The sequence below is a fragment of the Pseudoflavitalea rhizosphaerae genome, from assembly GCF_003991355.1.
Lineage (GTDB): Bacteria > Bacteroidota > Bacteroidia > Chitinophagales > Chitinophagaceae > Pseudobacter > Pseudobacter rhizosphaerae.
Genome location: NZ_RCSU01000008.1, coordinates 166,705 through 180,274 on the forward strand (window position 1 = coordinate 166,705; position 13,570 = coordinate 180,274).

Consider the following 13,570-nt stretch of genomic DNA (forward strand, 5'->3'; position numbering starts at 1 on the left):
TGTTTTTTCTATTTGTTGATTTTCAGAACAGGGTAACTGCTTTTGCGCGGCTCTCCGTTTTCCGGATATAACTCTATCCTGAGGGTGTATAGCCCGTTGATCTGGCTGGCCATGGGAATGGTAACAGCAACCGCACTGGTTGAAGGGAAGATCTTATGATAAATGAGTCCGGCTTTCTGGTTGAACAGGTAGATCTTCACCTGCCCTTTATCTTTAGGCATTACCGTTACATAGAGATTATCTGCGGTTGGATTGGGATGAAGGGTCACTTCATCATTGCTCAAAGCACTGCCGATACCACCGCCAGGTTTTTTGCCGGCAGTTCCCGGCTGCAGAAAACCGTTTGTCAGCATAAAACTGCTATCGGCGTTCTGCATGGTGGTGATCAGGGCCAATTCACCTACAGACCAGTCGAAGTAAAAAATGGCCTTTTTACCGGCCTGACCGGAACTGTTGATCACCTGTGGCGAGAAGGTTTGTGCCTGTGCGCAATGGCTGCCAATTAGCATCAGCAGAATGGCCATGATGAACAGGGAGATGGTTTTCATAGTATCTACTTTGATTGATTAAATGCCTGTTTATTATTTCAGTTTTATTTGGCCACTACTATCTTTTCTGTAAACACTTCATTATCCAATAACAGCTTTATCATGTATACTCCCCGCTGCCATTGATCAAAGCCTGAAAGGCTGATGCTTGAAAATCCTTTGCTGACCCTGGTTCTTGTTGACTGCATCAATTGCCCGGCCATATTATAAATGAATACCTGTACATTCCTGCTGCCATTGGATACGATATTAAGCTGCATTTGATCTTTCACCGGGTTGGGTGTAATGGAGATGCCGGTTTCTCCGCCATTGCTCAATACGATCCTGATGATCCGGCTGTATGCAGGATAGCCCTGTTTGCTGATCATTTTCAACCTGTAGTACAGAACAGGTGTATTGAGTTCGCCAACATTATCATTGAAATTGTAAGAAGCGCTGTACTGATCTTTGAGGGAAGGAAGTTCTCCGGCCGGGGAAAATTCCACGCCGTCTGCACTTCTTTCAATGATGAATGAATTTGTTTCCTGGTTATTGTTCACTTTCCAGTTCAGTGCCACCATTCCATTTTTATAGTTTCCTTCGAAGCTGGTAAGCTTGCCGGAAAGTATTACACAGAGAGGGTCCCAGGCGAGTGATACGGTATCCGTTGCATAGGTGGTGCAGCCGGTTGCCAGAACCTGGGTTACGATATAGGTGCCAGGTGCATTTACGGTGATGCTTGGCCCCAGGTTGGTGCCTACAATGGTGCCGTCTGGTGTTGACCAGGTATAATTGGAAGTAGGTACAGGATTGGAAACAGACACTGTTGCATTTTCCACAGTACCGCAGAACATAGGCCTGTCTGCAAGCGCCTGCGCTCTTGGCGCCAGGAAGAAATCAAATGGCCCCACGAAATCCTTGAGCGATGCGGTAAACGAAGTAGAAGCGCGGCTCTTGACCAGGATGCGCCTGAACGGCATTCCACAGGCATCTCCACCAAGTAGCGTTACAGGATCGAGGCCCAGTTTGGTGAGGTTCACTGAGAATTCCATGAACTGTCCTGCGATATAATTATTCTGAACACTGTTATCCCCGAGCACCAGTTTGAACGGACCAGCCCAGGTATTGGGGGCGCTGGTCAATCCTGTATAGAATGCACCGGCTGTTTTGGGTGTGATGCCGGCGTACCCGAATTGTGAACCATTGGAAGCGCCGTCGAAAGTGCCCGTCCAGTTGAACCCCTGGGGTGTTATGTTCAGTGCAGCACGATCCACCCAGATACGTGCTTCGATATAAGTGAGGGCGTTTTGAGTATATTCTGCGGTGAAGATAATATCACCGGGCACTGTGACTTCACCGGCAGCATCAAATTGCCAGGAAGTGTGGCCGGCGTCAGGGCCATAACCATAGAACCGGAGAGAGGCCCTGTCGTAATAAATATCGGTCTGGTACATCTCGAAATCGAAATACCGGTTACCGGTAACGTTTTCAATAGAAATGCCGCCGAGCATCCAAAGCGAGTCGCTGGAAGTGGTGCCTGCACCGGCGCGCCGCACATGCACCATCATGTCCAGGATCTCATTTTTATCGGGTACGGATTGAGCAACGGGACAGGTCCAGAATTCTGGGCTCATGCCATTCTTATTGGAACCGCTGGCAAACATCGTGGAGTCATCTCCGTGATAATCGCGGATGAATACCGCATCGATCCATCTTTTCTGGTTCACAACGGAATAAGCAGGTAACCGCATGGTACGGTAGAAAGGCAACTTCCGGAAATTGAGGTCCGTGGCATAGCGAGCAACCAGCTCGGCAGCCCCTGTAGTATCAATTACCCAGGTTCCGGCTCCAAAACTTCCGGGGGCACTGAACCAATCGTCCGTGCCCGATTGCTGAATTCCATTAAAGAAATTTGCCCTGAGATCCGCATCGATACCAAATCCGGCCCTTGCAACCGGACTTGTAATTTGTGCCTCTGCACAAGTTGCATAGAACAACAAAACCAGGAGGCGTAAAATTGTTTTCATCAGATTGGATTTTGATAATGGATTATGATCATTAAGACCATGAAAACAATTCGCCGGATATTGAGAATTTTTTGCCTGCAAACAGGGTAAAAATTCAGAGATGTAGACACATCATAGCAGGCCGGTTTTGATGTCAGGGTTTTCATGGAGTTAATGGGTCCTGGGTAAAATTATACACTGATATTTTTTTTTACTAATAGTTTGCGACTAATTTTCAATTATTTGTGCTGTGTCAATATTTTTTATATTTCCTTTCAATACTGGTTACAAAACGGTTTTCAGCTTTTACTAAAGGGATTTTTCCGGATTTCAGGGAACCGGGATATAACGGTATGTCTTAACCGAATAGCTGCAGTGCCTCTGCTCCCTCCATTTTCAGTGAACAATATTCTCTGTTGTTGAACGTTGTAACATATTATTGACAGAAATCATGTTTCTATGAAGACCAGGTTGTTTGCTGTAATATCCCTGACTACAGTTTTGTTGATTATTATAGTGGTTGGATGTAATAAGGAATTGGTCAGGGACCGCCTAACCGGTAGCTTACCCGAAACAGCTACGGCCCGCCCAGTCTTTAACTCCAATTGCACCGGTCCGGATTACGGTACTGCACTGGTTTGTCCGAAATGGAAAGGCCCGGGAAACGACTATATCATCTCTCCACTGAATAATCCCGGCGCCGGCACTTATTTTGCCATGCCACAGGGCCTGGTGATAGATAGCGCTACTGGTTCCATCAATATCAGTAAAAGTGAAACAGGCGCCCGCTACCTGGTGGGCTTTGTAAAGGAAGGCAGCAGCGATACCTGTACGAAAGAACTGGTGCTTTCCGGCATTACATATGTAGACAGTGTTTATGTACTAAGCGAAAACGATACACTCGCTATACCCTATTACAATGCGGACCCATCCGCCACATCAGTCTGTGATAACAGTAGTGATCATCCCGCACCAGGCAACAATGATTGTGAATTCGATGATGGAGATGATGACGATAATGGCAACGGGCAGGCTGATGAACCGCCTCCCGGTCAAAAGGCCAATGATCAGCATGTACGGGTTCGTACAACCAATGGCGTTATCAATTTACGGCAGTCGCTTGAGGAAGGCGCATTCGGCCAGAATCCACAGAATGGAGACAGCAAGGATGTTACCATCTATTACCGTTTGAGCGATTGCAGTAATAAGGCTTTGCAGAAGATAACAGTGCGGCTGTTCTATTATGAAAAAGCCAGCGATATCCCGCAAACGCTCACAGCAGATATTCGATCAAAGAGAAATGACTTCTTTTTGTCGCGTTATATCTATGCGCCCCTGGCTCCCAGGCCACCGCAGGTGATCATTACGAGATACAGGGATTAAAGCATTTGCCACCTTCGCAGTATACCCACCCCATAACCGAGAAAAACCCATGCGCCGGATTACCATCCTGCTGTTCAGTCTGCTGATGTTCTGTGTGAACAGGAGCTTTGCTACCGGTAACCCGGAGCAGGAAGTACTGGCGCTCTATCAAAAGGCCAACCATCTTTTTTATCTCCCTGAACCTACAGACCAAACAGATAGTTTAGCCCTTGCCGGCTTCGGAAAATTAATAACCCTATGTGAAAAAAGACATATCACTGATACCATCCTCTTTCAATCCTATCTAAAAAAAGGTATCCTGCTGGATGTGAAAAGAAATTATCCCGGCGCCCGCGATTCTTATCTGAAAGCTTTGTGGGTTCATCGTTTGAATAAGAAATGGAGCGACTCCCTGCTCTTTACTTTGACTGTTTATACAGGTTCAGTTTATTATAACCTCAATCAATTCGATTCTGCCAATCACTTCCTCGCTGCTGCGGAATCACTGAGTAAACAATTTCCCGGCCTGCCCGAAAAAGAACGCTTGTACAATGTATGGGGCGCCCTGTTCTACGAGAGCGGCAATTACCGGCAAAGCAGTAATTATTTCATGCAGGCACTTGAGATCGTAAAAAGCAAGAAGCCTTTCGATAAAATTTCCGCCATCAATTTCGAGAACAATATTGCCGCTTCCTTTTACAGGCAGGAACAGTTCGGGCAGGCGCTCGCCATTTACGGGAGGCTGCTCAAATACGGCTTGTTCACCAACCAGCTTTGGCTGAATATGGGAAAGGCTTACCTGGCAATGGGTAATCCTGTGCAGGCGCTCAACTGTTTTAAAAAAGTGAACCCTGTTGAAGTGCCCGGGGTAGAAAACGAAATGGCATTGGCGTATCTGCAATTGAATGATCCTGGTTCAGCAGCCCGGTCTCTGAGCAGTTTTGCGCACAGATCACAGAACAGGTCCGGTAATGCAAAGGATCTGGACGCAGGCATTTACTTTTTTTACCGTGCCCGATTACAGCATCAGCAAAAGCAGTTTGCAGCAGCCCTTACATCTCTTCAACAGGCTGTGATCATATTTTCAGGGAGATTCAATAACAAGGATATATCCACTAATCCGGATGGATTTACAGGTAGTTTCACTTCCTATAAATTGTTGGAAGCTTTGAAACTGAAAGCCGAAATATTTCAGCAGTTCAATACAAGCAATCGGCTGACTGCATCACTGGCCGCTTACCACAGCGCCATTTCCCTGCTTCGGTATATCGAGAAAAGCTACGATACCGATGATGCAAGATTGTTGCTGAAAAAAAACAGCAAAGCAATTTATGATGGGGCTTTCAGGGTTTGCATGCAGCTTCATCAGGAACATCCGGGTGAACAATATCTTGAACAGGCTTTCCTGATCGCAGAGAAAAGCAAGGCATCTGTGATAGCACAACAGTTGAAAGAACATCAGTATAAACAGATCAACGGCATCGATCCGGTTTTGCTGCAGGAAGAAAGACAACTGAAATACAGTATCGCCCGCCTCAATGTAAAATTGGACCAGGCTAACGATCTGCAGGCAAGCGCATCCATCGTTAAGGAAAAAATGAATGTAGAGATCGAACTGTCCAAACTCCAACAGGAAATTGAACGGAACAATATTTATTACAGGCTGAAATATGAAGAATCCTATCCCAGCCTCAAACAGATCCAGCAGGCGATTGGCAAGGAGCAGGTATTGGTGAGCCTTTATGCAGATACCGCCAGTCTGCATACATTCGTGATCAGCAGTAATGACTTCCGGTATTTGAAGACCGATTCATTGAAGTATATAAAACAGCTGATCAATACCTGGACCGATGCTTTACAGACTGCAACCCCCGGGCGCAGGTTCAGCGGCCAGGCGACAGGCCCGGAATTGTACCAGCGCCTGGTGCTGCCAATACTGTCTGTGACCGGCAGATTGAAGGAATGGATCATTATTCCTGACGATGTGCTGCATTTTCTACCGTTTGAATCTTTGCCTGACAATAAGGGTGCGCCTTTGCTGGAATCGATCACCACCAGTTATCATTTTTCATCCCAGTTCATAGTTCCGCAGTTCGCGGCAAGAACCGGAGAGGCGCCTTACAACGTACTGGCGATGGCCCCCTTCAATAACTCTGGTATTTCTATCCCCGGCCATCCAGTACTTTACAGCTTACCCGCATCCATAAACGAAATAAAAGGACTGCCGGGCTTGCAGTTAACGGATCGCAGTGCTACCAAAGGAAATTTTCTGCAAAACCTTAACCGTTATCCGGTGCTGCATGTAGTTACCCATGCAGTGGCAGACCTCGACAATAGTGGTGGTTCATTCCTTGCATTCTATCCGGATAAAGGAAAATATGAAGACAATCGATTGTATGCGGATGAAATATACGGACTGAATATGGATGCTACAGAGTTGGTGATACTCAGCGCCTGCGAAACCGGACAGGGTAAGCTGATTAATGGTGAAGGAGTGATGAGCCTGTCGAGAGGATTTGCCTATGCCGGTTGTGCCAGTATCATCAACAGTTTATGGAAAGCAGACGATAAAGCTTCTTCTGTTATTCTGAAAAGATTTCATCATCATCTGCAGCAGGGGCATTCCAGAGCCAAAGCCCTTCAACTGGCGAAACTGGACTACCTGCACAGCGATGCCCTGTACAAAACGCCGGATTACTGGGCCAATTTTGTACTGTTAGGTAACACCGGTCCAATGGTAAAAAGAATGCCTTTATCGATATCTTTCTTATACTTTTTGATATTCCTGTTTTTATCGGTCCCTTATTGCTTCCTGCTACCCGCTTTGCGTTTCAGGATATTCAGATCCAGTTCTGAGAAGCCTTTTACCCTTTCGGCATAGGGATGACCAGGATTCGTTTCGATCTTTTCAAATATTGCAATAGCTTCCGCCGGTTGATCATTGGCCAATAAAGCCAGGGCCAGGTAGTAATTTGTTTCATCTTCATAATCGCGATCTCCTGCATTATTCAGCACGCCTTCAAATTTTCGGATGGCAGCATCATAATTATGCAGTTCCATTTCGGCTATGCCTGCCAGAAAGATCGACTGATTATTCTTCACCTGCAAATGCTCATACAGCCGGATAACTTCTTTCCAGTTCTTATGATCATAGGCCCGCACCAGGTCCTGGCCCGACGGAACGCCTTCTCCCCTCTTTACCGGCAATTCATAAGCTGCGTAGTGGTCCTTGAAAAAGTGCTTGCTGTTCACTGAAGCATATTTCAAAACGGCAGCAGCTCCAAGCAGCACAATGATGGCAGCGGACACGCGTAAAATTTTTTTCATTGAAAAAACAGGGGCCTTGCGGGTATCGGCGAGGAACTGTTCTTTCACGGCAGCTACCTGCTGTACAAGACCTTCATACCGGATAGCATCCACTGCCAGGTTCTGGTAGTTCCATTCTTCCAGGGCTTCCGGTTGTTGCCGGATCAGTTCTTCCGCTTCCGGTATCCGGCGTCCCTGCAGTGTTTCATCCAGGTGGTCTGTCAATAGATTTCTCTTGCTTTCTTCCATACGTATATTATTCGTGTGGGTAATTGAATGAATTCCTGATGGCAGGGGAATTGCGCAGCAAGTCGGATAGCTGTTGCAGGCATTTGTATTTCTTATTCCTTACCACCTGTTCATTTTCATAAGGCAAATGTGAAACGATTTCTTTCATAGACAGGTTCTGGTAATAATATAGCAACAGTATCTTTTTACAGTTTTCCCCCAACCTGCCAAGTATATCTTTGAATTGTTTTTTCGTTTCCTGGTCAACCAGGAAAGCACTGATATCGTTTTCCTGTATTTCCTTTGAATGCTGGAATTGTTCTTCCCTCAAACTTGCCCTCGTTCTTCTTTTTAATTCATTCAGCCAGCTATTCTTAGCCATGCTCATCAGGAAAGTACCGATAGATGAATCGCCCCGGAACTTATCTTTCCTGACGATCTCGATAAAGCTTACTACAGTATCCTGGAAAATATCTTCTGCATCCTGCCTGGTGCCGCTGTTCTTCAGAACATGCGCGCTGATCATAGCCGAATATTGCTCATAGATGAAACGAATAACCAGGTTCAGGTCCTGATCATTCTTTATGAGGGTTAAAAGGGCGGTATCACTATAATTAGGGCTATTTTTCATATGCCTCAACCAATTGGTAAATCCTGTTTTTGTAAATGTAACCTGATTAGGGATTTTTATAAAAGAAAAAGCCGATCCCATAGGAGCGGCTCTTTACTAATAGTTTATACCGGTCATGGTTTCTTTACCCCGCCCGGTGCTCCTGACGGTGGCGCCGCGCTCAGGTTTAAGCCCAGTTTCTTTGCTACAAGCGGCAGTATATCATCGGCAGCAGGGAAAGCGATCAGTTGCTCCTTGCTGAGAATATAAGCATACCCATTCTCTTTGGCAACTGCCTGTGTGGTTTGCACGGCCTTTTGCTGAATAGGCGCCAGCAGTTCCTGCTCCCTTTTCTGCATAGACTGTTGCGCAGTCTGGTTGAAGTTCACGATCCTGATATATAATTCGTTCAATTCTTTTCTTTTGACCTCACGCATGGCGGTTGTCCATTTGGTAGAGTCAACATTGAAAATGCTGTCTTTACGCTGAAACTCCAACTGGTAATCGTTTGCCTGCTCCTGCAAAGCTTTTTGATGCTCCTGCATATCGCCATTGGCCTTCTTGTATTCAGGCATGGCAACAATCAGTTCCTGCAGGCTGATATACCCGATCCTGGTCTGAGCCTGAGAGCCTGTACCCACACTCATCAAAACCATGGTCACAAGTAAGCATGAAAATAATCTCTTCATTGTAGTTGTTTTTTTTATTGGTTTTATAAAGACAGGCCTTGAATGATCCCGTCGATCTTGCTTTTTGCTGCAGCCTGTGCTTCAGGAAACCCGTTGGCATTGCTGAGTTGCGTATTCACACTGAAATAGAATTTTATTTTGGGCTCCGTACCACTGGGGCGGGCAGAGATCTTGCTTCCATCCGCAAGGATGAACTGCAATACATTGGAGCCAGGCAGCCTGATATCCCATTCCTCTCCTGTCTGCAGGTTGCGTCCGCGCTTCAGCTGGTAATCCAATAACTGTACCACAGGTACATTGTTCAGGGATGCAGGCGGTGTTTTGCGGTACTGCTCCATCATATTGGCGATCTCCTGCTGACCATTCATTCCTTTTTTTGTGATAGAGATCAGGTGTTCCTGGAAATAACCGAACTGAACATAGAGGTCAAGTAGTTTATCGTAGAGACTGCGCCCTTTCGCTTTTTCGTAGGCTGCCATTTCGCAGAGCAGGGCAACTGCGCTGACGGCGTCTTTATCGCGGAGCTGGTCGCCGATCATCAATCCATAACTTTCTTCTCCCCCAATTACATAATTCTCTTTTCCTTCTTTTTCCTTGATGAGTTCTGCGATCCATTTGAAGCCGGTGAGCACATTGTAACAGGCAACATTGTAATGCGCCGCGATCCTGTCTATCATATCGGTGGTAACGATGGTTTTCACCACCATATCATTCGGTTGTGCCACACCTTTAGTACGTCGTGCTTCCAGCAGGTAGTTGAAAGCGAGTACTGCTGTCTGGTTACCGTTCATCAGCACCCAGTTACCATTATTGTCCTTGATGCCGATGCCCACGCGGTCTGCATCAGGATCAGTACCCAGCAGGATATCCGCGTCCAGTGCTTTCGCTTTTTTGAGACCGATGCTCATGGCTTCGGACTCTTCGGGATTCGGATATACCACGGTAGGAAAATTGCCATCGGGCTTTGCCTGCTCTTCCACTATCGTAACATTGGTGAAACCGAACTCCTTCAATACCTGCGGAACCAGCATGATACCTGTGCCGTGAATAGGTGTATACACGATCTTCAGATCATGTTGCTGCGCAATCACTTCAGGATAAACACTGAGTCTTTTTACCATTTTGATATAGGCATCGTCCATTTCCTTTCCGATGATCTGGATATTGGCTTCTCCGCCGCTCCATTTCACATCGTCTACCGAAGCGATCTTGTCTACCTCACGTATAACGTTTTTATCATGCGGCGGCACCAGTTGTCCGCCATCATTCCAATAAGCTTTGTAACCGTTGTATTCTTTCGGGTTATGGGAAGCGGTACAAACCACGCCGCCCTGACAGCCGAGCTTACGGATAGTGAAACTCAGTTCAGGCGTAGGTCTCAGGGATTCAAAGAGAAACACTTTGATGCCGTTGGCGGCCATCACATTGGCGGTGATCTCGGCGAAGGCGCGACTGTTATTGCGGGGATCATGTGCAATAGCTACACGTATTTCGCCGCCGGGCCAGGTTTGTTTTAGATAATTGGCATATCCCTGTGTGCTCATGCCCACCGTGTACTTGTTCATGCGGTTGGTGCCTACGCCCATGATACCGCGTAAGCCACCGGTACCGAATTCCAGGTTCCGGTAAAATGCATCGGCCAGTTCATTGGGATTCTCTGCTTCAAGTCTTTTGACCTCATTTTTTGTATCCTGATCAAAATTTCCATTCAGCCAGGCATTCACATTTTCCTTGATCTTATCTTCCATACTAACTTTTTATTTTGCGCGTTCAATTGACAGGTTGAAGGTCTGAAGTTATTGAATTTTATGGATTGATAACCTCGTATAACAAACGTATTTTTGTGTTATGATCCAGGGCCGTAGGAGAATACCCCTTCTCTTGCTTGCATGTCTGATAGTCCCCGCATTGGACCTGCATGCCCAGGAAGTTCAGGTTGATGTAGGTCTGCCAGAACATCCCGGGGATACTGTTGCCACCACTTCCAAAAATACAACACCGGTTAAAACTGCTTCGCAATCCAGGCTCTGGCTGGTAACGGGCACTCATGTTGGTTTATGGAGCGGCTCCTTCATCGCACTCAATAAAGCCTGGTACAAAGGATATGAGAAAACCCATTTCCATTTCTTCAATGATAACAAAGAATGGCTGCAAATGGACAAAGCCGGGCATGGCTGGACCGCCTACCATTTGAGCAGGATCTCTGCCGAGGCCTGGTACTGGACGGCACTGGATCGCAAAAGGAGTGCCTGGCTTGGCGGCTTCAGCGCTATAGTTTATCAAAGCATCATCGAGATACAGGATGGCTATTCGGCAGAATGGGGCTTCAGTTGGGGAGATATGACGGCCAATGCTGCCGGAGCAGCTGCTTACCTCGCCCAGGAGCTGGGATGGAATGAACAAAGGATACAAATCAAGCTGGGCTATTCGCCCTATGATTATTCCACACGGGAGATGAAGAACAGGCGCAATCAGCTTTTTGGTAAAACCTTCAGCGAACGCTTATTGAAAGATTATAATTCACAGACCTACTGGGTCAGCTTCAATATCAATTCCTTCATCCCGGAAAGCAGGCTTCCCAAATGGCTCAACCTGGCCGTGGGTTACAATGGACGAGGTATGCTGGGCGGAGAAGACAATAAATGGACAGGGCCCGATGGAAATGATTATTCCTATCCTCAACTGGAAAGGACCAGGCATTTCTTCCTTTCGCCGGACATTGATCTTACCCGTATCCGCACCAATAAGAAATGGCTTCGCTCTGTATTATTTGTAGCGAATATGATAAAGATCCCCGCACCAGCGCTGGAACTCAGCAATAAAGGAAAGTTCAGGGCCCACGTTCTCTATTGGTGAACAGATTCTGAACAATTCCTTACATTCGCAACAAATCAACATTTTTATGGATTTGAAATCCCGCTTCGAGCAAGCAGTTGCAGACAGCAAAAACCTTACTGATCGTCCCAGCAATGACACGCTTTTGCAATTGTACTCTTATTACAAGCAGGCCACCGAAGGGGACATCAACGTGGACCCGCCTTCCAATCCATTCGATTTTGTATCGAAAGCCAAATTTGAAGCCTGGGCTGCCCTGAAAGGAAAGTCCAAAGACAATGCCATGGAAGATTACGTTGAACTGATTGAAAAGCTGAAAGCATAATTTCAGTTACACATTACTGTGAGAGCGACCAGATTGGTCGCTTTTTCATTTTGGAGAGGTAAGGTGAATGCGGGCAGTGGGCAGTCACTCGCCGGGAGGCGAGCGACTGCCCACACCTTGAATAACTATATCAAGGATGGCGCGGGCAAATTCATTCCGCAGCACAAACAGCTGCATGATGAAATAGAAAATGATACAAACCGGAATGCCGGTGAAAATAACTACCAGGTCAGGCAGCTGAAGCTCATACAAAAAATAGAAAACGGGAATAAAGATCGATGCAGAGAGGACCGGGTGGAAGAAAGATTTTCTGTCAAACAACTGAAGTGACGGAAAACTGCGGGAAGATAAACTGTAAGCGATCAACAACACGAGCGTCTCTGCAATGATCAAAGATACAGCCGCCCCCCTGTATTGCCACTGCCAGGAAAGCAATAACATTACCGGGATGTACAGGAGATTGCCGATGGCCAGACTGATGAATGCTTTCTTCTCCTGTTGATGCGCAATCAGCACCTGGTTGCAGAAGAAGAGACTGAGCCCGCGCAAAAGTGGAAAAAAAGAAAGGATGCGGATAACGGGGATGGCCTCTGTATACTCATCTCCAAAAAGCAATCGCACCAGCGGACCGGCCAGCAGGCAGATCCCTGCAGACATGGGCACTGCAAAAAACACCAGGAACTGAAGGTTCTTCTGCATTATTTCCTGTTTTCTATCTTCATTCCCCTCTCCTCTCAGCGCCGCGATCCTTGGGTAGAACACCTGAAGGGAATCTGTGATCAGCAATGTGGCCATCCTGAGGATTTTGGCGGATAGCGCGTAGATGCCAACCACTGCAGCTGTACTGACCAGCCGGAGCAATACATTGTCCAATAACAGCGTAACCCCCATAGCCAGGTTGATCCCATTGGTGATATGTGTATACTTAAGATGTTTTTTCCAATCGATATTCCTGAAAGAGAGCTTTACTTCCCTGAAAAGGTTAAGATTGTTCCAGAGACTATTGACGATGGCCGCCACCACCATGATGCCATAATAGATCCAGTAATCCTCCCCTCCTTTCACCAGTATGAAAAGCGAAGCCAGGGCCAGTAACCGCGTAATCAGGGATCGCAAAGTGATATAACGGAAACGCTCCATCCCCATAAAATACCATTCACAGGCAAAGCTGTTGATCAGCAGGTAGCTCACTGAAAACAACAGGAGTCTTACATCCCCGATCTTATCCCACAAAACAAACACAGCAATGGAATACAATACCACTGCTATCAGTGAAGTGATCAGGTGCAGGGCCAGCAGTTCAGACACCAGCACGTCGCGCGCGGCTTTGTCGTGCTTCTTTTTTGCCACTTCCCTGATGCCGTAAAGTATGATCCCGTACTCTGCAATGAAAAGAAAATAATAAGTGAAGGAATCGATGAAGCTCACCCTGCCGATGCCTTCCGGCGATAATACCCTGCTCACATATGGGATAGACACCAATGGCAGCAGAACCTGGCTGGCTGACAGCAGAAAATTATAGGCCAGATTTTTCCGGATACTCAGCAATGGAATTCAGTTTGGTTGTTGGCAAGGGACCAATGGTACAAACATACGCGATTCCCGTCAATGGCAGCCCGGCATTCTTTTACTGGCAGGATTGATTACATTTGTTTACCCTGAAGGGGATTTATTATTCATCA

General features: G+C 46.7%; 11 protein-coding genes. 4 read left to right on the forward strand and 7 right to left on the reverse strand.

What is annotated here, in order from left to right; translation table 11 throughout:
- Positions 1-8 precede the first annotated feature (8 nt).
- Both D9Y29_RS15270 and D9Y29_RS15275 read right to left on the reverse strand, forming a co-directional pair.
- Positions 9-548, reverse strand: a complete 540-nt coding sequence (locus D9Y29_RS15270; RefSeq protein WP_127129678.1) for a hypothetical protein — start codon at positions 546-548, stop codon at positions 9-11.
- A 44-nt stretch (positions 549-592) separates the two neighbouring features.
- Entirely contained in the window at positions 593-2,554 is a 1,962-nt protein-coding gene (locus tag D9Y29_RS15275) for a T9SS type A sorting domain-containing protein (RefSeq protein WP_127129680.1), read from the reverse strand.
- A gap of 438 nt (positions 2,555-2,992) precedes the next feature.
- On the opposite strand from D9Y29_RS15275, the gene D9Y29_RS15280 reads away from it, so the two are divergent.
- Positions 2,993-3,916 carry a hypothetical protein gene (locus D9Y29_RS15280; RefSeq protein WP_127129682.1) on the forward strand — a complete coding sequence of 308 codons (924 nt, stop codon included), beginning with the start codon at positions 2,993-2,995 and terminating at the stop codon, positions 3,914-3,916.
- Positions 3,917-3,965: 49 nt separating this feature from the next.
- On the forward strand, positions 3,966-6,776 hold the full coding sequence (locus tag D9Y29_RS15285; protein ID WP_127129684.1) for a CHAT domain-containing protein: 2,811 nt from the start codon (positions 3,966-3,968) through the stop codon (positions 6,774-6,776).
- Here D9Y29_RS15285 and D9Y29_RS15290 read toward each other — a convergent pair.
- The 4 genes from D9Y29_RS15290 to D9Y29_RS15305 form a co-directional block, all read right to left on the reverse strand.
- Positions 6,698-7,450: an outer membrane protein assembly factor BamD gene (locus D9Y29_RS15290; RefSeq protein ID WP_127129686.1), complete on the reverse strand. Its 753-nt coding sequence runs from the start codon at positions 7,448-7,450 to the stop codon at positions 6,698-6,700. The two genes, D9Y29_RS15285 and D9Y29_RS15290, sit on opposite strands and share 79 nt — an antisense overlap.
- A 7-nt stretch (positions 7,451-7,457) precedes the next feature.
- Positions 7,458-8,060 carry an RNA polymerase sigma factor gene (locus D9Y29_RS15295; RefSeq protein ID WP_127129688.1) on the reverse strand — a complete coding sequence of 201 codons (603 nt, stop codon included), beginning with the start codon at positions 8,058-8,060 and terminating at the stop codon, positions 7,458-7,460.
- Between the two features lie 113 nt (positions 8,061-8,173).
- Positions 8,174-8,728 carry an OmpH/Skp family outer membrane protein gene (locus D9Y29_RS15300; RefSeq protein WP_127129690.1) on the reverse strand — a complete coding sequence of 185 codons (555 nt, stop codon included), beginning with the start codon at positions 8,726-8,728 and terminating at the stop codon, positions 8,174-8,176.
- Positions 8,729-8,751: 23 nt separating this feature from the next.
- Complete coding sequence (locus tag D9Y29_RS15305) at positions 8,752-10,476, reverse strand: phospho-sugar mutase (RefSeq protein WP_127129692.1); 1,725 nt, start codon at positions 10,474-10,476, stop codon at positions 8,752-8,754.
- Between the two features lie 133 nt (positions 10,477-10,609).
- On the opposite strand from D9Y29_RS15305, the gene D9Y29_RS15310 reads away from it, so the two are divergent.
- Both D9Y29_RS15310 and D9Y29_RS15315 read left to right on the forward strand, forming a co-directional pair.
- On the forward strand, positions 10,610-11,584 hold the full coding sequence (locus tag D9Y29_RS15310) for a DUF2279 domain-containing protein (RefSeq protein ID WP_164735422.1): 975 nt from the start codon (positions 10,610-10,612) through the stop codon (positions 11,582-11,584).
- A 46-nt stretch (positions 11,585-11,630) separates the two neighbouring features.
- Entirely contained in the window at positions 11,631-11,888 is a 258-nt protein-coding gene (locus tag D9Y29_RS15315) for an acyl-CoA-binding protein (RefSeq protein WP_127129696.1), read from the forward strand.
- A gap of 84 nt (positions 11,889-11,972) precedes the next feature.
- Here the strand turns inward: D9Y29_RS15315 and D9Y29_RS15320 are convergent, their stop codons facing one another.
- A complete protein-coding gene (locus tag D9Y29_RS15320; protein ID WP_164735423.1) occupies positions 11,973-13,436 on the reverse strand; it encodes a flippase in 1,464 nt (487 codons plus the stop codon).
- Positions 13,437-13,570: the final 134 nt, after the last annotated feature.

Excerpts from the sequence above, each read along its gene's own strand:
- D9Y29_RS15270 (WP_127129678.1), bottom strand. The coding sequence starts at position 548 with ATGAAAACCATCTCCCTGTTCATCATGGCCATTCTGCTGATGCTAATT.
- D9Y29_RS15275 (WP_127129680.1), bottom strand. The coding sequence starts at position 2,554 with ATGAAAACAATTTTACGCCTCCTGGTTTTGTTGTTCTATGCAACTTGT.
- D9Y29_RS15280 (WP_127129682.1), top strand. The coding sequence starts at position 2,993 with ATGAAGACCAGGTTGTTTGCTGTAATATCCCTGACTACAGTTTTGTTG.
- D9Y29_RS15285 (WP_127129684.1), top strand. The coding sequence starts at position 3,966 with ATGCGCCGGATTACCATCCTGCTGTTCAGTCTGCTGATGTTCTGTGTG.
- D9Y29_RS15290 (WP_127129686.1), bottom strand. The coding sequence starts at position 7,450 with ATGGAAGAAAGCAAGAGAAATCTATTGACAGACCACCTGGATGAAACA.
- D9Y29_RS15295 (WP_127129688.1), bottom strand. The coding sequence starts at position 8,060 with ATGAAAAATAGCCCTAATTATAGTGATACCGCCCTTTTAACCCTCATA.
- D9Y29_RS15300 (WP_127129690.1), bottom strand. The coding sequence starts at position 8,728 with ATGAAGAGATTATTTTCATGCTTACTTGTGACCATGGTTTTGATGAGT.
- D9Y29_RS15305 (WP_127129692.1), bottom strand. The coding sequence starts at position 10,476 with ATGGAAGATAAGATCAAGGAAAATGTGAATGCCTGGCTGAATGGAAAT.
- D9Y29_RS15315 (WP_127129696.1), top strand. The coding sequence starts at position 11,631 with ATGGATTTGAAATCCCGCTTCGAGCAAGCAGTTGCAGACAGCAAAAAC.